The organism is Pseudooceanicola sp. DL12 (assembly GCF_056270665.1).
Genome location: NZ_CM149884.1, coordinates 1,635,847 through 1,656,763, shown reverse-complemented (window position 1 = coordinate 1,656,763; position 20,917 = coordinate 1,635,847). Strand labels below are relative to the sequence as shown.

Annotated in this window: 25 protein-coding genes and 1 tRNA gene; 4 read left to right on the top strand and 22 right to left on the bottom strand. The window is 67.0% G+C overall.

From position 1 onward, the window contains the following. Positions 1 to 3 precede the first annotated feature (3 nt). From AC0WR5_RS07785 to AC0WR5_RS07685, 21 genes are all read right to left on the bottom strand, one after another. Positions 4 to 2,928, bottom strand: coding sequence for a phage tail length tape measure family protein (locus AC0WR5_RS07785; protein ID WP_475867978.1), 2,925 nt, complete (start codon positions 2,926 to 2,928; stop codon positions 4 to 6). A 3-nt stretch (positions 2,929 to 2,931) separates the two neighbouring features. Next, positions 2,932 to 3,252, bottom strand: coding sequence for a hypothetical protein (locus AC0WR5_RS07780; RefSeq protein ID WP_475867977.1), 321 nt, complete (start codon positions 3,250 to 3,252; stop codon positions 2,932 to 2,934). Positions 3,253 to 3,263: 11 nt separating this feature from the next. Beyond that, entirely contained in the window at positions 3,264 to 3,662 is a 399-nt protein-coding gene (locus AC0WR5_RS07775; protein ID WP_475867976.1) for a hypothetical protein, read from the bottom strand. A gap of 20 nt (positions 3,663 to 3,682) precedes the next feature. Continuing rightward, positions 3,683 to 4,102, bottom strand: coding sequence for a phage tail protein (locus tag AC0WR5_RS07770; RefSeq protein ID WP_475867975.1), 420 nt, complete (start codon positions 4,100 to 4,102; stop codon positions 3,683 to 3,685). A 28-nt stretch (positions 4,103 to 4,130) separates the two neighbouring features. Next, positions 4,131 to 4,577 carry an HK97 gp10 family phage protein gene (locus tag AC0WR5_RS07765; protein ID WP_475867974.1) on the bottom strand — a complete coding sequence of 149 codons (447 nt, stop codon included), beginning with the start codon at positions 4,575 to 4,577 and terminating at the stop codon, positions 4,131 to 4,133. Beyond that, on the bottom strand, positions 4,574 to 4,945 hold the full coding sequence (gene gp17, locus AC0WR5_RS07760; RefSeq protein ID WP_475867973.1) for a tail completion protein gp17: 372 nt from the start codon (positions 4,943 to 4,945) through the stop codon (positions 4,574 to 4,576). The genes AC0WR5_RS07765 and gp17 overlap by 4 nt, the downstream gene beginning before the upstream one ends. Then, positions 4,935 to 5,282 (bottom strand): phage head completion protein, encoded by a 348-nt coding sequence (locus AC0WR5_RS07755; RefSeq protein ID WP_475867972.1) that lies wholly within the window; start codon positions 5,280 to 5,282, stop codon positions 4,935 to 4,937. Before AC0WR5_RS07755 ends, gp17 begins: the two co-directional genes overlap by 11 nt. Next, the gene (locus AC0WR5_RS07750) at positions 5,282 to 5,575 is read right to left on the bottom strand and encodes a head-tail connector protein (protein ID WP_475867971.1); all 294 of its coding nucleotides are present in this window, start codon (positions 5,573 to 5,575) and stop codon (positions 5,282 to 5,284) included. Before AC0WR5_RS07750 ends, AC0WR5_RS07755 begins: the two co-directional genes overlap by 1 nt. Then, positions 5,572 to 5,955 carry a hypothetical protein gene (locus AC0WR5_RS07745; protein ID WP_475867970.1) on the bottom strand — a complete coding sequence of 128 codons (384 nt, stop codon included), beginning with the start codon at positions 5,953 to 5,955 and terminating at the stop codon, positions 5,572 to 5,574. The genes AC0WR5_RS07750 and AC0WR5_RS07745 overlap by 4 nt, the downstream gene beginning before the upstream one ends. 67 nt (positions 5,956 to 6,022) lie before the next feature. Beyond that, positions 6,023 to 7,330 (bottom strand): phage major capsid protein, encoded by a 1,308-nt coding sequence (locus AC0WR5_RS07740; protein WP_475867969.1) that lies wholly within the window; start codon positions 7,328 to 7,330, stop codon positions 6,023 to 6,025. 10 nt (positions 7,331 to 7,340) lie between these two features. Next, on the bottom strand, positions 7,341 to 8,183 hold the full coding sequence (locus AC0WR5_RS07735) for a head maturation protease, ClpP-related (protein WP_475867968.1): 843 nt from the start codon (positions 8,181 to 8,183) through the stop codon (positions 7,341 to 7,343). Then, the gene (locus AC0WR5_RS07730) at positions 8,180 to 9,418 is read right to left on the bottom strand and encodes a phage portal protein (protein WP_475867967.1); all 1,239 of its coding nucleotides are present in this window, start codon (positions 9,416 to 9,418) and stop codon (positions 8,180 to 8,182) included. The genes AC0WR5_RS07735 and AC0WR5_RS07730 overlap by 4 nt, the downstream gene beginning before the upstream one ends. Next, positions 9,415 to 11,142, bottom strand: coding sequence for a terminase large subunit (locus tag AC0WR5_RS07725; RefSeq protein WP_475867966.1), 1,728 nt, complete (start codon positions 11,140 to 11,142; stop codon positions 9,415 to 9,417). Before AC0WR5_RS07725 ends, AC0WR5_RS07730 begins: the two co-directional genes overlap by 4 nt. After that, on the bottom strand, positions 11,139 to 11,630 hold the full coding sequence (locus AC0WR5_RS07720; protein ID WP_475867965.1) for a hypothetical protein: 492 nt from the start codon (positions 11,628 to 11,630) through the stop codon (positions 11,139 to 11,141). The genes AC0WR5_RS07725 and AC0WR5_RS07720 overlap by 4 nt, the downstream gene beginning before the upstream one ends. A gap of 98 nt (positions 11,631 to 11,728) precedes the next feature. Next, positions 11,729 to 12,094 (bottom strand): HNH endonuclease, encoded by a 366-nt coding sequence (locus AC0WR5_RS07715; RefSeq protein ID WP_475867964.1) that lies wholly within the window; start codon positions 12,092 to 12,094, stop codon positions 11,729 to 11,731. A 93-nt stretch (positions 12,095 to 12,187) separates the two neighbouring features. Beyond that, positions 12,188 to 12,844 (bottom strand): hypothetical protein, encoded by a 657-nt coding sequence (locus tag AC0WR5_RS07710; RefSeq protein WP_475867963.1) that lies wholly within the window; start codon positions 12,842 to 12,844, stop codon positions 12,188 to 12,190. After that, entirely contained in the window at positions 12,841 to 13,446 is a 606-nt protein-coding gene (locus AC0WR5_RS07705) for a hypothetical protein (protein WP_475867962.1), read from the bottom strand. Before AC0WR5_RS07705 ends, AC0WR5_RS07710 begins: the two co-directional genes overlap by 4 nt. 217 nt (positions 13,447 to 13,663) lie before the next feature. Then, positions 13,664 to 14,341, bottom strand: a complete 678-nt coding sequence (locus AC0WR5_RS07700; protein ID WP_475867961.1) for a DUF1376 domain-containing protein — start codon at positions 14,339 to 14,341, stop codon at positions 13,664 to 13,666. After that, entirely contained in the window at positions 14,338 to 14,970 is a 633-nt protein-coding gene (locus AC0WR5_RS07695) for a hypothetical protein (RefSeq protein WP_475867960.1), read from the bottom strand. The genes AC0WR5_RS07700 and AC0WR5_RS07695 overlap by 4 nt, the downstream gene beginning before the upstream one ends. Continuing rightward, on the bottom strand, positions 14,967 to 15,380 hold the full coding sequence (locus tag AC0WR5_RS07690) for a hypothetical protein (protein ID WP_475867959.1): 414 nt from the start codon (positions 15,378 to 15,380) through the stop codon (positions 14,967 to 14,969). Before AC0WR5_RS07690 ends, AC0WR5_RS07695 begins: the two co-directional genes overlap by 4 nt. Positions 15,381 to 15,425: 45 nt before the next feature. After that, positions 15,426 to 15,875 carry a hypothetical protein gene (locus tag AC0WR5_RS07685; protein ID WP_475867958.1) on the bottom strand — a complete coding sequence of 150 codons (450 nt, stop codon included), beginning with the start codon at positions 15,873 to 15,875 and terminating at the stop codon, positions 15,426 to 15,428. A 457-nt stretch (positions 15,876 to 16,332) separates the two neighbouring features. Between AC0WR5_RS07685 and AC0WR5_RS07680 the strand changes: the two genes are divergently transcribed. Then, complete coding sequence (locus AC0WR5_RS07680; protein ID WP_475867957.1) at positions 16,333 to 16,593, top strand: helix-turn-helix domain-containing protein; 261 nt, start codon at positions 16,333 to 16,335, stop codon at positions 16,591 to 16,593. 941 nt (positions 16,594 to 17,534) lie between these two features. Then, positions 17,535 to 18,716 carry a tyrosine-type recombinase/integrase gene (locus AC0WR5_RS07675; protein ID WP_475867956.1) on the top strand — a complete coding sequence of 394 codons (1,182 nt, stop codon included), beginning with the start codon at positions 17,535 to 17,537 and terminating at the stop codon, positions 18,714 to 18,716. Positions 18,717 to 18,723: 7 nt separating this feature from the next. Here the strand turns inward: AC0WR5_RS07675 and AC0WR5_RS07670 are convergent. Then, positions 18,724 to 18,799, bottom strand: a tRNA-Val gene (locus AC0WR5_RS07670). A gap of 48 nt (positions 18,800 to 18,847) precedes the next feature. Between AC0WR5_RS07670 and AC0WR5_RS07665 the strand changes: the two genes are divergently transcribed. Then, entirely contained in the window at positions 18,848 to 19,630 is a 783-nt protein-coding gene (locus AC0WR5_RS07665) for an HAD-IIB family hydrolase (protein ID WP_475867955.1), read from the top strand. Positions 19,631 to 19,644: 14 nt separating this feature from the next. Beyond that, on the top strand, positions 19,645 to 20,865 hold the full coding sequence (locus tag AC0WR5_RS07660) for a glycosyltransferase family protein (RefSeq protein WP_475867954.1): 1,221 nt from the start codon (positions 19,645 to 19,647) through the stop codon (positions 20,863 to 20,865). Positions 20,866 to 20,917 lie beyond the last annotated feature (52 nt).

Sequence of the window (20,917 nt, the reverse complement as noted above, 5' to 3'; positions counted from 1 at the left end):
GGCTCAGAACTCCCGCACCGTGGGCGTGCCATAGGCGTCCCATTGCTCCATCAGCGTCACCAGCCGGCGCAGGGCCGAGGTCTGGGCAGTGTCGCCCTGGCTCAGCTGGCGCACCGCCGTGGCCAGCGTCACGCCGGCATCCCCCCGCGCCAGCAGTTCGGCGCCATAGCCCCGGGCCTCGGCCACCGCCGCCAGCCGGGCATCGAACTCCGAGGCGTAATAGCTGCCGAGATCGAAGGCCCCGGTCAGATCGGAGATCCCGCCCTCGACCTCGGCGAAGAGATCCGAGAGCGAGAGCAGCGCGGCATAGGTCTCCCGCCCGCTCTCGGTCATCAGGTCCTGCCCCATGACCAGCTCGCGGAAGGCCTTGGCCGTTGCCGGCACCGCGAGGCCCAGATCGGCAAAGGCGCTCTCCAGCGCGTCGCTCGCCATGTCGAGCCGCTCGGCATCGCTGTAGAAGGTGGCGAGGAAGCTGCTCAGCTGGCTGGAGAGCGTCTCCACCCCGCCGGAGATCTCGGTGAGGCTCTCGGCCGCCGCGGCCATCTCGGCCACGGTACCGGTGAAGCTCTGCCCCAGCGGCTCCAGCATCGCCTTCAGCGTCGCCAGCCCCTGCAGTTCCTCGAAGCTGACGTCGGCCATGGCGCCGGCCACGGCATCGGCATAGCCTTCGAACCAGGCGGACACCTGTTCGGCGATCTCCTCCTCGGTCATGTCCCGGGTGTCGATCTGCGCGAGCCCGTAATCCACGCCCGCGATCATCGCCTCGGAGACATCGAGGCCCACGGCGGCGAAGGTGTCCCGCAGGCTCTCCTGCACGGTGGCGAGCTGCTCCTCGAGCGCCGCCTGCAGCTCCGCATCGAGCGCCTGGACCGAGGTGCTGGTGCTGCTGATCAGCCCCCAGAAGGAAGACTTGCGGATCGTCTCGAAGCTGCCGGCCGAGAGCCCGCCGTCCTCCACCCCGAGCTGCAGGCCGGCGCCCAGCAGCTTCTTCGAGGAGAAGCCCTTGAGCAGGCTGGTGACGGCCGTGACCGCGCCGAGGATCGGCATGGCCGCCGTCACCGCGCCGCCGATGCCGGCGAGCAGCCCACCCGAGGAGATCCCCGAGAGCGCCGAGGTGATGCCCGAGACCGAGCTGGCCAGCCCGCCGGTGATGGCCGCCACCCCGCCGCCGCTGGCGCTGAGCGCGCCGGTGATCAGGCTGCTGAAGCTGTTGCCGGCAGTACGGGCAATGCCCGAGGTCAGGCTCGACAGGGCGCCGGCGGCATCGCCGGAGCCAAGCGTGGCCAGCGCGGTCTCGAAGCTCGCGCCCAGCCCCTGCGCCACCTTGTCCACCTCCTCGGCGGCCGTCTTCACCTGCTTCAGCGCCGAGCTGCCGCCCTTGCCGAGACTGTCGAGATCGCTCTCCAGCTCCGTCACCGCGCCGCCGGTGTCCTCCAGCGCGGCGGTCACCCCGGCGGTGGCGTCCTGTGCCCCCTCGGCGCTGTCGGCCCCCTCGTCGAAGGTCTGCGTCATCGCCGCGCGCAGCTCGGTGACCGCCGCAATCGGGGCGGTCAGCCCCCGGGCCAGCGCGGCGTTCCGATCCTGCAACCCGGCGATCCCATCCTGCACCGCCGTGAGCGCCGCCTCGGTCTCGTAGACCGAAGCCCCGGCCGTGATCGCGGCATTGCTGATCTTCACGAAGGTCCCTTCGAGCGCCGGGATGCCGCGCATCTCCTCGGCCACGCCGTGCAGGAAGTCCGCCCAGGTGCGCTGCAGCGCCAGGATCATCTTCATGAAGCCGGCCTGGATGCCGGTGAAGGTGATCGTCATCTTGTTCTTCAGGATCTCGCCGGCATCGCCGATGCGCGCGAAGACCTCCGAGCCCACCTCCTTCGCGAGATCCATCGCTTCGCCAAAGCCGCCCAGCCGGTTGATCACGCCCTTCAGCTTAATCCCGATATAGACGGCACCGGCCGCCAGGGCGGCAAAGCCCGCCACCGTCAGCCCGATGGGCGAGGCAATGGCAACGATCACCGGCAGCAGCGTCGAGACGGCGCTCGCCATGCCGGCCACCGCCAGCAGCGCCGGGCCGAGGGCCGCGGCCACCGCCGCCCCGATCACCGCAAAGCGCTTCACCTCGGGCGAGAGGCCCTGGAAGGCCAGCGCCAGCTCCGAGACATGGGTGGCAATCCCGGCCATGACCGGCAGCACGATGGCACCCACCTGTTCCATGGCATCGCCTATGTCCATCATCGCCGCCTGGATCTGGCCCGAGGGCAGATCCCGCAGCGCCTGCGCCTGCCCGCCGTATTGCTTCTCCAGCTCGGCCAGCATCAGCTCCTGGGCGCCGGCGGCATCGCCGACCTTCACCATGGCCTTGATCTGGTCCTGCTGCTGTTTGGTGAAGCTCACCCCCACCCGGGTCAGCGCCGAGAGTCCCTCGGCCGGCGCGTTCAGCGCCTTGCCCAGCATCACCGTGGCGCTCTGCAGGTCCTGCCCAAGGGCCGCCGACATGTCGAGCGCCATGGCCTGGGTCCGCGCAAAGACATCGCCGGAGATATTGCCGAAGGTCAGCAGGTTCGAGGTGACCTTGCCGAGGATCTCCTCGTCGCCGAAGAGCGAGGTCCCCTGCAGCTGGCTCGCCATGGCCTGCAGCTCGGCCGAGGTGTAGCCCGCCGCCGTGCCCATCGAGGCCAGCGCCGCATCCACCTGCGCCACCGCCTCCGCCTGCACCTTCTGCAGGTCCATGGCCTGCTTGCCGAGTGCCACCAGCGGCGCGGTGAGCACCAGCGACATGCGGGCGCCCACCTTGCCGAGGTCCCGCGCCATGGACCGGAAGTCCTTCTGCATCTCCCGCATCCGCAGGGTGGCATCATCCGCGCCCTTCTGCAGCTGCGCGGAGTTCATGCCGAGATCGATGCGCAGCGCGCCGATGAGACCGGAGAACATGGCCTAGAGGCTCCTTGAAGTCGAAGGGGATTGGCCCGGGCGCCCTGTCGCGGGCGCCCGGCTCCTTGCAATCCGGTGTCGGAAGTAGGCGCGGATCTCGGCATCGCTGGAGCCGCGCGGGGCCCGGCCCCGCAGGAAAGCCTCGGGCTTGGGGAAGGCCTTCGGGCTGTTGACCGCCAGCAGCACCAGCTGGCCGAGGCTGTAGGTCGCCGCCCGCTGCTGACGCAGCGCCCGCTCCTGCCCGAGCAGCACCCCCGAGAGCACCAGGTCGATCTGGCGCAGGGTCAGGTGGCCGAAGCGGTCATGGTCCTGACCGGCGGCCACCCATTGGCGGATCAGCTCTTGCCAGTCGTGCTGGCGGTCGGAGCGGCGGCCTGCGCCGCTGCGGCGTTTCCCGCCGTTTCCTTTGCCGTCTCCTTTGCTTCGGGGAAGGCCAGTTTGATGGCCGCGGCGATCTGCTGGCCCACGGCCTGGAAGCCGCAGGCATCCATCGCCCGCCCCGCCTCGCGCAGGGTGGCGCCCTCCTGGTGCTCGATCAGCCCGGCCCAGAGGATCGTGCGCAGCACCCGCATCGAGAGCCGCCCCGTCTCCGCGCCCTGCAGCGCCTCGGCCACCGAGGTGAAGGGCTTCTGCGTCTCCTCCTCGTAGGCACACATGGCATTCGTCGTGAAGGCCAGCTTCCAGCGTTCTGCGCCGTCCTTCGAGGTCAGCGTCACGTGGTTCATCGTCGTCATGTCGGGATCCTTCCTGCAGATCAGGCGGCGGCGGTGAACTCGGTCTCGCCCGAGGTCTTGCCGGAGATGGTGAAGGTGGCGTCGCTGTCGATCTGATCGAGGCCCGCGACCTCGACCACCGGCGTGATCACCAGGCAGTCGAAGGCGTCGCCGTTCTCCAGCGTGATGCGGTAATGGGTGCCGCCCGCCCGCGCCTCGTCTTCCTTCGCCGCCGCGAACCCGGCCGAGGTATAAAGGCAGGAGATCGACAGATCCCCGGTGTCGGCAAAACCCTCGCCGTACTCGTGGATCTTCGACGGGCTGTCGAGCGTCGTGCGCTGCCGCGTCGACTTGCTCAGCGTCGGCACGGAAACACCCGTCACCTTCGCAACGGGGGTATAGCTCACACCGTCCGCAGAACGCGCGACGGTGCCACCATAAAGCTCGGTCTCACCGGCCATGGGGTATCCTTTCTCTCAGGTATGACTGTCACCGCGCCTGTCGCGCGGCCTTGCGCCGGGCCCGCGCCACGGCCTTCTCCACCTCGACCGACATCTCGTCCTGGATCTGGTCGAAGATCTCCTGTTGCGTCTCGTCCCACGCCGGCCGCGCATGCGGCTGCGGGCCATGGTGCGCGTTGCCAAACTCCTGTTGCAGCCCGGCGGGGTCATCCGTGCCGGCATAGACATAGACGTCATCCCGACCCGCCTTCCGCGCCCGGCGCGCCTGGCGCTTCGTCAGCCGCGTGCCGACGCCGTAGCTCGTCTCCAGCTCACCACGGGAGCCACGCGGGGCCAGGTCATTGGCCCGGTCGGCAAAGATCTGGGCCGCCCGCTTCAGCACCCGGCGCAGGATCGCCCGGCGCCCGGTGTACCTGGGCAGCGCCTTCAGGGCCTCTTCAATCTCCCTGCCGCCCTTGAACTCCATCTTGATCATGGCGCCCGCCACCGGGTCCGGAAGTCGGCCGAGATCCGGATCGGCATGCCCTCCGACTGGGTGTCCCGGGTGCTGCGATGCGACAGCTGCAGGATCGCCAGGAAGCCGCCGCCGCGATAGCCATGCAGCAGCCCGTGGATGCCCTCCGCGATCACCTTGGCTTGCGCATAGGTTGCCGCATAGACATCCACCTGCACCCGCCCCGTCACCACCTGCGCCGCCCCGTCGAGCGTCATCGCCGCCACACCATCGATCCGGGTCAGCACCACCCCAGGCCAGTCCCGGCCTTGCGGGTGCGTGCCCCAGTTCACGTTCTCTGTCGGCAAGAGGTCGAGGCTCTGGATCAGGGCCCGCAGCTCAGTCTCCATCCGTCCCCTCCAGATCCATCCGGGCCACGGCGGTGACTTCCAGCTCCCGCGCCCCCAGTTCCCTGATCCCGGTGATGTGGAAGAGACGCCCCCGCTCCAGCAGCCGGTCCTTCGGGGTGATCCCCCGCGTGAAGCCGGTGGCCCGGACCACGAAGCGCGCCACGGTGCTGGCCTCGGTGAAGCCGGTGCTCGCCCGCTCCTGGTCGCCGACATCCCGCCGGCGGCCCCGGATCGGTGCGCCGTGATCCTGCCAGACCCGTTCCAGCTCCAGGCCATTGTCGATCTCGACCGCCCGCCGGATCTGCAGGATGCGATCGAGATGCCCCAGCCCCACCATCAGCCGAGATCCCGATGCGGGGCGAGCAGGCTGACCACACCGAGCGGCAGCGGGCGCTGCGTGATCTCGCTCACCGCCTCGCGGTTGCGATACCAATGCGCCACCAGCAGCTTCACCGCCATGAGGCAGCCCTCCGGCCAGGCGCCCGGCAGCTCTGCGTCGAGATTCCGACGCAGGTGATCCTGGACATGCGCCTCGGCCACCCGCTGCAGATCGCCAAGGAGCAGATCATCGTCGGCGAACTCGACCGCCTGGCAGTGGCGCTTCACCTCCGCGAGGGTCAGCTGGCTCACGTCTTGGCGGCCTTCTTGTCCTCGCCGTCAGTGGGAGCAGCCGCAGCCTGCAGCTCGGCCACCTGGGCCTGCAGCGCGGTGAACTCCACCTCTCGCGCCGCGGCCTCCGTGTCGGCCATGTCCAGCGCCTCCTGCAGCGCAAGCGCCCGCGCCTCCGCCACCGCCACCGGGTCTACCGGAGCGGGCATCGAGGCCAGCGCCTCCATCTCCGCGGCCTCCTTCTCGATCGCCTCGCGCGTCGTCTCCACGGCAACGCCGCGCTGCTGCAGGGAGGCCGCCACCGTGCGGTGCGCCGCATTGCTGTCGTCGAAGGCATAGGCCACGCCCATGCGCAGCGTGCCGAGCGCGGTCTTCTGGGTCCGGGTCAGTTTGAGGAACATTGTCCGTCCTTTCTCAAAGAAAAAGCGGCCCCGAAGGGCCGCCCATGTCTGCGCATCCGATCCCGGATCAGGCGAAGGTGAAGTCGCCGGTGACCAGCGCCGAGGGCCGCTTCACCGCCAGCGCCAGCCGCTTCGAGCCCTTCATGGTCTTCATCCCGTCCACGAAGTTCGTGCCGTGCTCGCTGGAGATCAGCACCTCGTTGTCCTGGCGGTCATAGATCGTGGCCGCCATCAGGAAGTTGCCGGTCATCCATTCCCCCGCCGAGTGCGACAACGTCGGCACCACGTCGAGGCCCCAGAGCCGCGGCGTCGCCTGCTCGTTGGGATTGCCGAAGATGTAGCGGCCCTGCGTGTCCTTCAGCAGCTCGATCGCCGCCCAGTCGATCGGGTGCAGCGTGATGCCGTTGGCCGCGTAGTTCGCCAGCGCCACCTGCAGCAGCCCGAGCCGCAGCCGGTCGATGCGGGTGGTGTTCGGCAGGCCGGCGGCTGCGGCGAAGGCCGTGGCCGCGGTGATCAGGCCGGTCAGGTTCTGGCCCGTGCCATCGCCCGCCAGCACCTGCGCCTCCTCCTCCAGGTCGAGACCGTAGCGCAGCTCGCCGTCGATCTCCGCCTGCAGCTGGCCCGCGTCCGCCAGCGCCTCGTCGGAGATATGGGTGACATGGGTGATCTTGCGCACATTGGCCTCGGCCTGCGTCCAGCCATAGCTCGATTCCGGGGCCGCCGCGCCTTCCGCCGTCATGCCGGCGCCATTGGTCCGCGTGGTCTGGCGCGCGAACTTCACCACGTCGCTTTCCGTGCTGGCCTGCATCAGCAGGGCGCGGATCGGCAGCCGCTGGCGCGGCATGCTCACCACCGAACGGTCCTCGGTGGGCCAGATCAGCCCCCCGCCCGAGCCGGTCGCCGTGGTGATCGCATTGCTCGGACGCAGCAGCAGGTTGCCCTGCAGCCCGCCCGACACATAGGCCTTGAGGCTGTCGTGGCCGGCGATCTCCTGCCCCACGGTCTGCGCCGCCTGCGGCCCGCGTCGGCCGCTCTGCGCCACCTCCTGTTCCAGGTCGAGGTTGCGGGTCTCCAGCGCTTCCAGCTTGCCCTCCAGCTTGTTCACCGCCCCCGAGAGCTCGTGGAACTGCGACAGTGCCTTGTCGGCCGAGGCCTTGGTCTCGGCCGTCAGGTCGCCGGTGGTCTTCGCCTGCTGCAGCGCCTCCTCGGCGGTCTTGCGCACGTCACCGCCAATCCGCTCCAGCTCGGATTTGACCTGCTTCAGGAGGGCCTCGGTCGTGCCCGCCGCCTCCATCCGGGGGGCGCCAATCACGGCCGCCGGCACAGCGGCAGCCAGCGCGGCCAGCGAGGCCGCGTTCGTCAGATGTTTGCTCATGATGATATCCTCAGAGAGACTTTGCGTGATGCAGGAGGCTTTCCAGCTCCTGCGCGAGGTCGGCCGCACCCGGCGGGCCGTCCGGGGCAGCGCCAGGCTTGCCCGATTTGAGCGCGCGCAGCAGATCGCGCGACGCGGCATTGGAAAGGCCGGCCCGGCGGGCCAGCAGGTCGAACTTGCGCTCCGCCCGCATCGAGGCGGCCGCGCCCTCTTCCGGCATCTGGTCAACCAGGTCCGCCGGCAGGAGCGCATCGGCAAAGCCCTGGTCGACGGCGCCCTGCCCGCCGATCCAGGTCTCGCGGTCGAGCATCGCGGCAAGGCTCGCGCGGTCGAGACCGGTGCGGCTCGCGTAGATGTCCACCGCCATGTCATCGAAGGGGCCGAGCCAGTCCGCCACCTCGCGCAGCGCATTGCGATCGCCCGCCGCCAGGATCCAGGTGTTGTGGATCATCAGCCAGCCGGCCCGCGCCACCCGCACCTCGTCCCCCGCCATGGCGATGATCGAGGCCGCCGAGGCGGCGATGCCCAGCACGTTCACCGTCACCACCTGCCCGTGCTCGCGCAGCAGGTTGTAGATTGCCAGCCCCTCGAAGTAGTCGCCGCCCGGCGAGTTGATGTTCACCGTCACCGGCCGGTCGCCGATCGAGCGCAGCGCCGCCGCGATCCGCCGCGCCGTCACCCCGTCGCCCCAGAGGTCCGCGCCGATCGGATCGAGGATCGAGATCGAGGCCTCGCCCCCCTCGCCCGCCGCCCGCACATCCGGGCTCCAGCGCTGCAGCGCCCGGGGCGAGAGGTCGCTCTGCACCCCCGGTCGCGCGCCCATCTCCACCTTCGGCAGGCTCCGCTTGCTCATTGCTCTGTCTCCTTTCCAAGAGTGTCCAGCGGCGCCGTCGCGATCTGCGCCCGCAGCTCGTCCGCCGCCCCGCCCCGGCGCGGCAGGTTCAACTTGTCCCGGCCCTCGTCGCTCGACATGATCCCGGCCGCGACCATCTTCGACAGGAAGTCCCCCTTGGCCTTGCTGTCCATCTGCAGCATCGCCTCGCGGTTCCATTCCACGAACCACCGCCCGCGCTGCGCCGCCGGCACCAGGTCTTTCAGGATCCGGCTCTCCAGCCGGCGCAGCAGCGGATTGATGCCCGTGCGCAGCCAGGCCATCATGATCGCCTCCACCCCGGTGCCCCACATCGTTTGCCCCTGGCTCGCATGGCCGATCACCACCGGCGGCGTGCCGAACCAGCGGCAGACATCCTCGACCTGGAAGCGCCGCGTCTCCAGCAGTTGCGCATCCTCGGGGTTCATCTGCAGCTGGCGGTACTTGAGCCCCGCCTCCAACGCCATCGTCTTGCCCGCGCGGTCGCTCGACACATAGGTCTCCAGCATCGCGCCCAGCTGCTGGCGCTGCTCCGGCGTCAGCGTCTGATCACTCTCGATCACCCCCGAGGGCATCATGGCGTTGGAGAACACCCGCGCGGCCGTCTCGTCGGCCGCCAGCGCCGAGCCGAAGCTCTGCACCCCGAACTTGATCGCGCTCATGCCGATCCCGTCGCCGCCGCCGAAGCCCCGCACGTGGAAGACCTTCTCGGGCGGCAGCACATAGCTGCCCCCCTGCTCGCTCACGTGGTAGTCGAACCGGCCATCGGCCCGCCGCCGCGGCGAGACATTGAAGAGCGGCCGCAGCCCCACCAGGCGCGGCCCGATGAAGAGCCGTTCGGAATAGGCGTTGCCCTGCAGCAGCAGATGCGCCACCTGCGCCTCCCAGAACTCCATCGAGGTCAGCCCCGCGCAGGGCGAGACCGTCAGCACCTGGGCAAGATCCGCCTCGATCCGCGCCCGGCTGCCATTGGCCTGGCGCTCGTAAAGGCTGACCGGCAGCGCGCCGATCAGCTCGGAATTGCCCTTCACGCAGGCCCAGGCCGCCGAGAGCGAGAGCGTCGAGGTCGCCGAGACCAGCTTGCCGGCCTTGCTCGTCCGCCCGGCCCAGCTCCAGGGCTGCAGCGTCGACAGGCTCTCCCAGCCGGTCTCTCCCTCGGCCAGCGCCTGCCGCACCCCGCGCAGCGCGCCCCGCATGGCCAGTCCCAGCCGGCTCATACCGCCATCACCGGGCTCGACAGGAAGCCCGAGAGATCCCGGCGCACCGCCTCGGGGTTCAGGCTCATCAGGTAGGCGGCATCGAAGACCGCCATCAGCGGGTCGATCTTGCCCGCGCCCGAGACTGCTTTCGTCACGATCACCGCGTTTCCTCTCGCTTCCGTCTTTGCATTGCCCACGCTCCAGGCCAGCAGCGGCTGGTTGCAGTGGCGCAGCGATCCGTCGAAGAGCTTGCGCTCCACCCCCTTGATCGCCCCGTTCAGCTTGTAGCCCTGGGTGACGCTCGCCAGCGTGTCATGGGGCACGCCCGCCAGCTGCAGCGCGTCGACGATCGCCGCCACGCCCTCGGGGTCGAGCCCCACGCCGCCGCGCTCCGGCAGCAGCCCGGCCTCGTGCACCTTCACCACCAGGGCCACCAGCTCCTCGATGTCCTGCGTCGGCGCCGTGCAGATCGTCAGCGCATCCTCGCGCTCGAGATCCCTCAACCGCTCCGCGATGCTCTTGCGCCGCTCCAGCACAACCTCGTGCGCCCAGCCGGCCGCCCAGGCCTGCCAGCGCTTCGTCTCCCGATGCCGCCCGATGATCGCCATGCCCAGCAGGTCATCCATGCCGCCGCCGTCGATCCCGATCGTGCAGACCTCCGACGTCTCCAGCAGCCGGTCGAGATCCAGCTCCGGATCCGCCGCCTTCTGCCAGTAGTTCGCGCCCACCCAGCCGCCGAGGTGATGGCCGAGACCGATCTGGATGTTGAGGTGCTGACTGGCCCAGCGGGCCAGCTCCTCCGGCCCGGTCTCCACCGCCTTGCGGAACTCCGGGATCAGCCGCTCGATCGTGATCGACCGCCCGAGGTTCGGCAGCACCGCCGCCCAGGTCCCGGGATCCTTCCAGGGCTGGTGCTTCGCCCCCTGCAGCCGCTCCGGGAACTCGTAGAGCACCGGCAGCATGCGCACATCCTCGGTGATCACCCCGTCCCGCACCTTGCGCGCATACTCCAGCTCGGCCTTGAACACCCCCTGCGGCGGCACCTCGCTCTGCGTGGTGATGATCACCAGGAGAGACCCGGGGTTGGTGATCATCCCGCCCCGGATCTGGCCGATCACCCGCGTCGCATAGTGGCGTTCCGCCATCACGTGCAGCTCGTCCAGGATCGCGAAGGCCGGGATCCCGCCCGTGGTCACCGCCGGGTCGAAGCTCGTGACCTTGCAGCGCGCATTCAGCGGCCGCCCGGTCACCGGATCGGGGTAGATGTCCGTGATCTGCTTCTTGTGCTCATCCACCTTGAAGCGTTTCGAGAGCCACTCGTCCGCCTCGATCATCCCCTGCATCTGCCCGAAGCAAGTGTCGGCCACCGATTGCGTCGGGCCCACCACGATCCCGCGGATGTTCGGGGTCGTGTTCATCTGCAGCGCAATCAGCCCGATGCAGGCTGCCAGCGTCGTCTTCGTGTTCTTCTTCGGCACCAGGGTGAAGATCTCCCCCACCTGCCGCACCCCCGTCTCCCGATCAACGGAGCCGAAGGCCGCCCGCACGATGTCCCGGGCCCATTCGCCGGCCACCGCGCCCATGGTCGGCTGGCCCGGGATGTCCGGCACCACCAGCTTGTCGAAGAGCTCGACCGCCACCTCGCCCAGGTCCGCATCGAGCGCCAGCGCCGGGATCGGCGTTGCCCCCGCCTGCAGCTTCTCCCACCAGTCCGGGCAGGCTGCCCAGCTGAGATCGCTCACTGCCGCCGGCCCGGGCCGTGGATCCGGCTGTAGAGATCGCCGTACTCGGCCGCGGGCTTCGCCGCCTCCTGCAGCCGCTGTTCCTTCTTGCCGAGCGGCGCGCTCTTGCCGTCGCCCTCGGCCTCCTTGCCGGCCCCGCGCTTCGGCGCCGGCGGCGCCACCCGGTCGAGCCGCTCCTGCAGCTGCCGGATGCTCGGCGCATGGCCCTCGCGTACCCGCCGCAAGAGCACGTCCAGGCACATGCCCTCGATCATCAGCAGCCCCGCTTCCAGCTCACGGGAAAAATACTTCCGAAGCGTCTTCTCATCGCAGCCCAGGGCCTGGGCGATCATCGCCTGGGACCAGCCTGCCGCCGCACGGACGGCAACAAAGTCCTGATTTTCCTTGTCTTTCTTGAAGACCGGGCGGCCACGACGATCCCGCAGCGGCTGGATCGGATTGCCAAAGAGGTCCACCGCCGGGCGCTCGCCCGCGCTTTCGTCACTCATCGGGAAAAAAATCTCTCGCTGTAACTGACGCCGGTCTTCTCGCCCCGCGTCTCATGACTTTGAACCCACCCCCTCCCCCTTGCGGGGAGAGCCCGGGATTACCCGTGGCGGGCGCGCTCTTCGCGCTGCTTCACGCTGTCGTGCCAGGCCTTCGACACCGACTGCAGGTTCGCCGGATCCCAGAACAGCCGGGCATCGCCCCGGTGCGCCTCGATGTGATCGACCACCGGGCTGTCCGGCGCGCCCAGCGGCCCGACCAGCGCCACCCCCGTCTGTCGGCAGGTATAGCCATCCCGCGCCAACACCTGCAGCCGCAGCTCAGACCACCGTTTGGTGTTGTACCACCGGCGCCAGGGCATCAGCTGCGCCCGCACGCGGTTCTGCGCCCGCACATCCGACGGCGCAGGCCCCAGCTTCCGCCCCGCAGGTGCGAGGCGACCGGGAACGGTCTTCAAACGGGACATCGGGAAGGCTCCAAAAGAAAACGCCCGGCAGCGGGATCTCCGCTCCGGGCGCAATTGGGTCGAGGGCAATATGTCAACGGTTTGGTGTTCTCGTCAAGCCGGTTTCTTCCATGGCGTCGGTGGCGGCATGCGTTCGGTCACCTGGTGCGCCGTCAGACCGCCGTAGAGCCGGAAGGTATCGCGCAGCTCCAGAAGCGCGCCCCACCAGCGCAGGTAGCCCCGTCGCGCGGCGGCCACCTCGGCCGGCGTGTCGATCAGCACAATGGGACAATACCGCAGATCCGCCGACCGCTCCCGGCCCCGATGCAGGTACCGAACGACACCCGCGCTCGCCGTCCTGGCAAAGGCGCCGTACTGGCAGTTCCGCCACTCAAGCGGCTTGACCCGGGCCCGCGCCCCCTCGCGCCAGTCCGGCGCCCGACCGGCCCGCGCCAGCTCCGCGATCGTCAGGGCCATCTGACGGCCGCCATGCCCCACCGGCAGCGCCGCCAGCGCCGAGGCCACCGCATCCGCATCCGGGTGAGGCTCCGACCGTCCACCGCCATCGACGCGGCAGCCCAGCCGGGCCCGTTCGATCATCACGTATTCCATCCCGAACGACGGCCGCGCCGGCGCGCCCAGATCTGCCGCCTCGTCCAGATCGATCGAGGCGAACTCACGCTGGAAGGCCCATTCGATCAGCTCCAGGATCGAGACCTCACGCTGCGCGGGCCGCCCCTGCGGCAGGCGGATGGGTTGCTGCATGGTCATGCCCCTGCTCCCTTGGCGCCCGAGACCAGCCGATCGGCAAGGGCTTCATCCCGGCGGTACTCGGCCAACCAGCTTTCCTCCGCCGCGTCCAGGGCACGGCCGCGGTCCAGCCGGTCGCAGAGCCGCATCCGCCGGTCTTCGAGGTCCGTGGCCCGCAACGAAATCGCGCGCTTCTCGCCGTCGTTCATCGGCGGGCGATGCTTCTGCAGCCAGAACCGCAGCTCGGCCACCAGCCGCCCGGCCTCCTGGGCCCTGCGCCCGGCCTCGCTGCCGAACCAGCTCGCGATCCCCGGCATGTCCTCGATCGAGCGCGGCTGCGCCAGCTGGGCATAGGCGATGAATGTCGCATGCTCCGGCCAGAACCGCTTGCCACTGCCCTCGCCCTTCGTCCGCATCGTGGCCAGCATGCGACCGCTCAGGTTCGCGTCGCTCAGGTAGCTCAGCTCGTCCGCGATCCGGTCCAGCTTGCGCCGGCCCTCCTGCTCCGTGACGCCCCGCGGGAACCGGAACCCGATCTCGCTCAGCGGCTCCAGCAACAGGCGCCGGACGCGGTCCCGCTTCGTCTCAGCCTTCGCCCGCTCGGTGGTCTGCTCTTCCGTCATGGTTCACCCTTTTCTCAGCCCATTGCCGAACAGCTCCGTCCGGCAATTCCGTCTCAAGTTCAGGTGCCATCGGTGCAGGTAGGGTGTTTTGTATTTTCCTGTTTTTTCTTGTCTTGTCCTGTAGGGCAATGACACCAGAAGGACCAAAAAAACAGGTGTCATCACACCCATCATGACAGTCAGATGACTGTCATCATGACACCATATGACACTCTCTTCAGTCGCCCCTGGCACTGCCCCCGGAGGTCCCGAGGCGATGAACATTGCCTGCGAGCCCGGCCACCTCTTCCAGCGCCAGCCGCACGTTGTCCTCGGTCACGTAGAGATTGCTGGTGTCGAGATACTCGGCCACGCCATGCACGATCATGTCCGATTCCCGGATATGCTTGGCCACCTTGAGCGCCGCCAGCTTCTTCCGAACCCGGCTCCGCACCTGGGCCAGCCGTCCGGCCTCCCGCGCCTGGTCCCGGCCGGATTTCCGCCGGTGCATGTCTACCGCGATGTCGGCAATGACCGGGTGCCCCAGCCTGACATTCCTCGCCCGGCTCCGCCCACCATCATCATCAACCTCAACTGGCTGCCAACCATAGAGGGCCCCATCCCGCACCGCGCGCCATCCCGCAATGTCCGGGCCGAAGCGGGCCAGCTGCGCCAGCTGCACGTCGTCATCCGGCAAGGTTCCCGCCGGATCCTGCTTGAAGCTTTCCGACCACAGGATCAGCGCGGTTGCGATGTCGCCGCGCCGGCCCTCGGCAATAGCATGGGCCACGAACCCCGAAGTCAGCAGCCGGTTGATATAGAGTGGGATCCAGTCGTGGTTCGACAGCGTGTCGCCCCAATGCAGGGGATACCACCAGGTCTCGCTGACGGGCGTCGCCCCCGCGTTCAGGGTCATCCCTTCACCCGCTTGAGCACACGCGGGCCGACCGCCTGCTCAATCCCCGTCAGCCGTTTGCCGAACTGCTCGGCTCGTTCGATCTCGGCGGTCAGCGCAACCACCTGCTGCTCACAGGCCACCAGGGCCGCCCGGGCCGACGTCAAAAAGCCGCTCACCTCGCCGGAAAGCGCCGCCATGTCCTCGTTACCACCAGCAGCGCCGAAGAGCTCTTCGCGCAGTTCTGCGACCCAGCCCGGCATCACCCCCAACACATCTGCTACCGTGTCGTCGGTATCGCCGTGCCGGTAGCATTCGTGTTCCACGTCGTAGACATCGCGCAACAGGTCGATGATCTCGCGCTTCTGCTCCTTGCTGGCCACCCGCGGCTTCGCCGACGCGGCCTGCCCCGTCCTGGTCTTTACGTCGTTCATCTTGCCTGCCTTTCTTTTGGCCTCGCAGGTCGGGCAGCGCAGCCGTTTGCCGATGAAGCTCCAGCCAAGCCGCTGGAGTTTCACGACGGCTTGCCCCTGCCCGTCCACACCATGTTTGCCGTGCATCGCCGGGATGATCTCCTCACGGAGACACTCGTCGCAAATGCAGCTCAACCGCGACTGACCACGGTCGCCACGCACCGGGGTGAAGCTCATGGTCGCCCCCGTTCGGGCGTGGCGCCCTGGGGCCCCGGATGCATGCCGCTCCACCGGCAGGCATGGGCCAGACGCTGTTCCATCGCCTCCAGGGCCCCCGGCTCGCGTTTCGCGGCCTCGATCGCCTCAAGCGTGGCCGTCCCGTCGAAGCCCGCCAGCGCACAAATCATGTGGAAGTCGCGCCCGCCGATCCAATCGCCGCGGATCGGCGGCGGCGTCCAATTGGCGCCGCGCGTCACCGAACCGGGGCGCAGCAGATCGCCGACGGCCCCCCGAAGACAACTCGCCAGGACCGCCTGCCACAGCCGCGCGCAGGCATCGTCGTCCGCCGGGTCATGCCGGCCGTACCAATCGGACGGCCACGGCATGCGGGTGTTCTGTGGGTCACTGGGAGATACCTGATCAAGCATGGCGTGCCTCCTGCTGGAAGTGTCGGGAAGGGTTGGGAGCCGAGGTCATGCGGCGCCCCGCTTGAAACTCGTGGCCTCCGCGCGACCGCGCAGATGCACCAACGTGGAGCCGGTACGCTCATGAGCCTCTGCCAGTTCCTTGATCGCGCGTGCCAGGACAACAGGATCGTCCGCATTGGCCTCGAAGTCTGCCAGCGCGGCTACGGCCTCGGAGGACTCGATCATCACCTCGATATGGCCGACCAGTTCGGACCGGGCTGCGTGCCCGCTCAGCTCGCGGGACCGCATGTTGGCGAAGGGATAGTTGCCCGTCGCGTTCTCAAGGGCGCGGACCCAGGAATAGGGAGCCTCAGCATGCCCGTTCTGAACCTTCGACACAGTGCCACGCGACACCGCATGGCAGACAGAGGCCTCGATGGCCGCCGCAGCGGCATCAACGCCACCAACGGTCTTCACCAGCTCGGCAAACATGTGCGTCAAAAGCTGACCGTGCATCGGGAAACCCCTTTTCCTTATTGAGCGCCGCGTAGTGCGCTATGTTTTCAGCAGAAGAGCGATCTCCGCAGCCGGGCGCATATGAGCTCGTCCACAGAACAGGGTCATGATGCATCTCCGCTGGCCAAAGACTTCGCAGTACGCGAAGCACCGGAGCGTTCAGGGCGTGGTGCTTGGCGAAACAGGTGCTCAGGCACCACAGCTCCAATCTCTTCGCACCAGTCGCGACACGCGAAGTACCAATGGGCCGGAAACTGGTTCTTGGATACCGCTCGGGTCACAACCTGCGAAGTGTGCCCCAATTCACGTGCAAATCGGGCTCGTCCGACACGATCCAGAAATGATGAAACGGTTTCCAACTGCTCTTCCATACCCGCCATAACTACGCATTTTGCGTAGCGTGTAAATACGCAAAATGCGCAGTGAAGCCTCTTTCGAAAGGGGTACAATGCCCTCCATGCTAGAGGAACTCGAAGATAAACGTGAAGCAGTAGGGGCACGCCTGAAACGGGTGCGCCACATATTGGGCTATGAAAAAAAGGAGTTTGCCGAAAAGGCAGGCCTCACCATGCAAACATACGGGCCATTCGAGAATGGCTCTAGAGATCTCTCGCTGCAAAGCGCGAAGAAACTTCGCAAAACCTACGGCTTATCCCTTGAGTTCCTGTATTTTGGAAAGACCGACGATCTGCCCACCAGGATCTCCAAAGAACTCTGATCGAGCCCCTCGGTAAGTTCTTCCCAAAAGTCTAAACTCATACCTGATAGTCTGCGTGCTTCCTTCAGCAGCGCCAATCGCCTCGAATCGTCCATAGCTTTCGCATTCCCTTTGTGCTCGAGTCTTGAATGTTCTTATTATGTTCTCACTTCGTTCGATAGGGGGTTGCGCGCCTAACTACGCATTTTGCGAATTTTCCGGTTGAACTCCGCATTTTGCGTAGTAACATTTCCCCATCTCTATGATGGAGCAACCGATGCACTCACAAGTTCTTTTGCGCTGCCACGCGCAAATCCTGACCCCTGAAATCTTCGCGCGCTATCCGTCGGCCATGTTGGCGAATTGGGCGCACGCAAAAGAAGCGCATGGTCACCCCATCACGTCCGAGCGGCTACAGCGACTAAAGCCCAGACATGTCATAACGGGGCCGGGCCGCGTACACACGTTGGGCCAAGCCATGCCAGCCAGTATCACGCCGGCACAGCCCGAGGAGCACCTCCGGATCAAGCGCCTGATCGCTGATGCCTGCGCGCGGCGGCGTACATTCTGATCGAGGGTGCCCCCTATCACCGCAATGAAGCCCCCTTCCCGAAGCACACCAGCTACCTCAGGAGCCTATCGTGATGACATTCCTTTCGCACTGCAGCACCGAGGAGCCTGCACGGGTGGCAGAGCAGGAGGAAGCACGTTGACTGTAGTTCAAACGACGCCCTCGCGCATGACCCACACGGTTCCGACCGAAGTCGCGGTCGAGGCGCGTCCACTGGCATACGTCAGGGCCAGCACTCTTGCCGGCCTGCTTGATGTATCGGAGACAACAATCTGGGACTGGACCAGGCGCGGCATCCTTCCTAAACCCAAGAAGCTATCCGACGGCGCGACCAGGTGGAAATGGTCCGAGGTTGAAAAGCGGCTCGACAGAGGCCACGATCAGGCCGAAGATGCTGATCCCATTCTTAGGGCAAGCCGTGGCAGGTGACATCAGGCTCGAACGCTATGTTCAGCGCAAGCTGGCCAGAGGCAGGGAATACTTCTTCTTCCGCGTCGTCAGGAAAGGGAACGAGACCAGGCTTCCTCTGCCGCATCCGTTCGAACCCGAGTACCGTGCCGCCTACAATGCCGCGCACTACAAGATCTTTGGCACCACCCCCGGCGAGTTCGAAAGCCAAACGGCAATCACCCGGCTGATCCGGGACCATCGCGACAGCAAGCGCTACACCGGCCTCCCCAAGAACAGCCGTCTTTTGCGTGACTATGCGTTGGATCTCATGGCCGAACGCTGGGGCGCTTTTGACGCCACCCAGATCCGGCCGATCCATGTTCAGGCGGTCTATGACAGTCTCGCAGATCGCCCCGCCACGGCGAACCGACGCCTCGACGACATGAGCGCCGTCTTCTCCTGGGGGCGCACAAGGGGCTTCGCAGACGAGAACCCATGCCACGGTATCGAGCGCGTCCAGAGCGAAGAGAGTTATGAGCCGTGGCCCGCCGACAAGCTGGAGATCCTTTTCGAGAAGGGCAAGCGCGAGATCGTCAAGGTCGCAATCGTCGCCACTTACACCGGCCAACGGCGCGCCGACGTGCTTGGTATCTCCGACAGTCAGATCCAGGACGGCGTCTGGCACGTCACTCAGGGAAAGACCGGGAATGCCGTGCCAGTGCCTCTTCATCCTCTCGTTCTGGCTATTCTCGAGGACGAGCGGACCTCCAGGCGGACGGCTGGCATAGTCGACCCGCGCCGCCCGCTGCTCACCAACAGCCGCGGCAAGCCCTGGACCGCCAGCGGCTTCGGCGCCAGCTGGCGGACAGAGTTGATCCGCCTGCAGCTCAAACCGAAAAGAAAAGAGGACCTGGAGGCTGGAGAGTTCCGCGCCACGATGCATGGCCTGCGCCACACGAACGCCACGGCGATCGCAAACAGCGTCGCGCGCTCACCTGAAATTTTCGGGGGGATCGAGAGGGTCCAGGCGATGCTGGGCCACCTCTCCAAGCGCATGTCCGAGCACTATGCGCGGCGCGCTGAGGTAGAGCACATGAATCGCGAAACCATGTTGCTGTTGCCCGATTTTGGGAAACAACCTGCGTGGATTGGGAAACATCCAGATAGCGAAACTGCTAAGTAGTTGATAATGGTGGGTGATGAGAGACTCGAACTCCCGACATCTTCGGTGTAAACGAAGCGCTCTACCAACTGAGCTAATCACCCGCCGGTGGACCCTCTACCCCAAGGCGGGAACAGGACGCAAGAGTTGAAATGACGAATCCGCCCCTCATCGTCTTCACCGACCTCGACGGCACCCTGCTCGATCACGGCAGCTACAGCTATGACGCGGCGCTGCCCGCGCTCAACATCCTGAAATCCCACGATATCCCCGTTGTCCTCGCCTCGTCCAAGACCGGGCCCGAGGTCGCGGCATTGCGCGAGGAGCTGGGCCTCTCCGCCTCGCCCGCCATCGTCGAGAACGGCGCGGGATGGCTGGCCGCCGGGGCAGCGCCCGAGACCGAGGGCGAGGATTACCGCCGCCTTCGCGCCGCCCTGGGCCAGCTGCCCGCGGATCTGCGCACGGCCTTCACCGGCTTCGGCGACATGGGCCCCGAAGGTGTGATGGAGAATGCGGGCCTGCCCGAGGCCAGCGCCCGCATGGCCTGTCAGCGGGCCTTTTCCGAGCCGGGGATCTGGTCCGGCAGCGACACCCAGCTCGAGGCCTTTCTGGCCGCCCTTACCGCCCGGGGCATCACCGCCCGTCGCGGCGGGCGCTATCTCACGCTCTCCTTCGGGGGCACCAAGGCCGACCGGATGGACGAGATCGCCGCACTTTTCGGCAGCCCCGATACCGTGGCCCTGGGCGATGCGCCCAACGATGTGGAGATGCTGGAGAATGCCACACATGGCGTCATCATCGCCAATCCGCATGCGACGCCCCTGCCCGACCTGCCCGGCGAGGCCGCGGGCCGCATCGCACGCAGCAGGAAAATCGGCCCCGAAGGGTGGAATGAAATGATGCTGGCGTTACTATCAAGGTACGGACTTACCTAGAACAGGAGTTTCAGGTGGCAGACTTTCACCAGAACGGCAATATCGCCACCATCCACAATCTTCGCACCCGCTCGTCCGAGGATCTCGGCCGCGAGCTGGCCACCTTTGCCTCCAGCCGCAAGATCAGCCTGGTGCTGCCCTCGCTCTATTCCGAGCTCGAGGGCGACGCCCTGCCCAACATCCTGAACGAGCTGAAGGATGTGCCCTATCTCCACCGCATCGTCATCGGCCTCGACCAGGCCAACGAGGAACAATACCGCCACGCGCGCAAGTTCTTCTCGGTGCTGCCGCAGAACCACGTGGTGATCTGGAACGACAGCCCCCGGATGCTCGAGATCCAGAAGCGGCTGGAAGAGCTGCGCCTTGGCCCGATCGAGCCCGGCAAGGGCAAGAACGTCTGGGGCTGCCTCGGCTTCCTGATCGCCTGCGCCGACAGCTCGGTGGTGGCGATCCACGATTGCGACATCGTCACCTACGAGAAGGACCTGCTGGCGCGGCTGGTCTATCCGGTGGCCAACCCGAATTTCTCCTACCAGCTCTCCAAGGGCTATTACGCCCGGGTCGGCGGCAACAGGATCAACGGCCGGGTCAGCCGCATGCTGGTCTCGCCGCTGCTGATCGCGCTGAAACGCACCATCGGCGACCGCGATTACCTCGATTACCTGCGCGCCTTCCGCTACCCGCTCTCGGGCGAGATGGCGATGCGCATGTCGGTGCTGCCCGACCTGCGCATTCCCTCCGACTGGGGGCTGGAAATCGGCGTCCTGTCCGAGGCCTGGCGCAACCTGGCACCGAAATCCGTCTGCCAGACCGAGATCGCCGACAACTACGACCACAAGCACCAGGACCTCTCTGCCGAGGACAAGACCAAGGGCCTCAGCCGGATGTCCATCGACATCTGCAAGGCGATCTTCCGCAAGCTGGCCGCCGATGGCACCACCTTCAACGAGGAGATGTTCCGCACGCTGAAGGCCACCTACTACCGCTCGGCGCTGGACCTGCTGGAAAGCTATTACGACGACGCCAAGGCCAATGGCCTCTACGTCGACCGCCACACCGAGGAAACCGCGGTGGAGCTCTTTGCCGAGAACATCATCGAGGCCGGGCACATCTTCCTCGACAAGCCCTCCGAGACGCCCTTCATCCCGACCTGGAACCGGGTGCATTCGGCCGATCCCGACATCATGCCGAACATGCTCAAGGCGGTGGCCGAAGACCTGAAGGAATATACCTGAGCGCCGGGCGGCCCGCTCTTTCCGCCGCGTCTTTCTGAAGGAAGATGAGTAT

Coding starts and splice junctions, on each gene's coding strand:
- AC0WR5_RS07720 (WP_475867965.1), bottom strand. CDS start 11,630: ATGAGTGACGAAAGCGCGGGCGAGCGCCCGGCGGTGGACCTCTTTGGC.
- AC0WR5_RS07695 (WP_475867960.1), bottom strand. CDS start 14,970: ATGAGCTTCACCCCGGTGCGTGGCGACCGTGGTCAGTCGCGGTTGAGC.
- AC0WR5_RS07730 (WP_475867967.1), bottom strand. CDS start 9,418: ATGAGCCGGCTGGGACTGGCCATGCGGGGCGCGCTGCGCGGGGTGCGG.
- AC0WR5_RS07700 (WP_475867961.1), bottom strand. CDS start 14,341: ATGACCCTGAACGCGGGGGCGACGCCCGTCAGCGAGACCTGGTGGTAT.
- AC0WR5_RS07675 (WP_475867956.1), top strand. CDS start 17,535: ATGCTGATCCCATTCTTAGGGCAAGCCGTGGCAGGTGACATCAGGCTC.
- AC0WR5_RS07775 (WP_475867976.1), bottom strand. CDS start 3,662: ATGACGACGATGAACCACGTGACGCTGACCTCGAAGGACGGCGCAGAA.
- AC0WR5_RS07710 (WP_475867963.1), bottom strand. CDS start 12,844: ATGACCATGCAGCAACCCATCCGCCTGCCGCAGGGGCGGCCCGCGCAG.
- AC0WR5_RS07755 (WP_475867972.1), bottom strand. CDS start 5,282: ATGGTGGGGCTGGGGCATCTCGATCGCATCCTGCAGATCCGGCGGGCG.
- AC0WR5_RS07680 (WP_475867957.1), top strand. CDS start 16,333: ATGCTAGAGGAACTCGAAGATAAACGTGAAGCAGTAGGGGCACGCCTG.
- AC0WR5_RS07770 (WP_475867975.1), bottom strand. CDS start 4,102: ATGGCCGGTGAGACCGAGCTTTATGGTGGCACCGTCGCGCGTTCTGCG.
- AC0WR5_RS07740 (WP_475867969.1), bottom strand. CDS start 7,330: ATGAGCAAACATCTGACGAACGCGGCCTCGCTGGCCGCGCTGGCTGCC.
- AC0WR5_RS07735 (WP_475867968.1), bottom strand. CDS start 8,183: ATGAGCAAGCGGAGCCTGCCGAAGGTGGAGATGGGCGCGCGACCGGGG.
- AC0WR5_RS07665 (WP_475867955.1), top strand. CDS start 18,848: ATGACGAATCCGCCCCTCATCGTCTTCACCGACCTCGACGGCACCCTG.
- AC0WR5_RS07685 (WP_475867958.1), bottom strand. CDS start 15,875: ATGCACGGTCAGCTTTTGACGCACATGTTTGCCGAGCTGGTGAAGACC.
- AC0WR5_RS07765 (WP_475867974.1), bottom strand. CDS start 4,577: ATGATCAAGATGGAGTTCAAGGGCGGCAGGGAGATTGAAGAGGCCCTG.
- AC0WR5_RS07705 (WP_475867962.1), bottom strand. CDS start 13,446: ATGACGGAAGAGCAGACCACCGAGCGGGCGAAGGCTGAGACGAAGCGG.
- AC0WR5_RS07785 (WP_475867978.1), bottom strand. CDS start 2,928: ATGTTCTCCGGTCTCATCGGCGCGCTGCGCATCGATCTCGGCATGAAC.
- gp17 (WP_475867973.1), bottom strand. CDS start 4,945: ATGGAGACTGAGCTGCGGGCCCTGATCCAGAGCCTCGACCTCTTGCCG.
- AC0WR5_RS07715 (WP_475867964.1), bottom strand. CDS start 12,094: ATGTCCCGTTTGAAGACCGTTCCCGGTCGCCTCGCACCTGCGGGGCGG.
- AC0WR5_RS07745 (WP_475867970.1), bottom strand. CDS start 5,955: ATGTTCCTCAAACTGACCCGGACCCAGAAGACCGCGCTCGGCACGCTG.
- AC0WR5_RS07690 (WP_475867959.1), bottom strand. CDS start 15,380: ATGCTTGATCAGGTATCTCCCAGTGACCCACAGAACACCCGCATGCCG.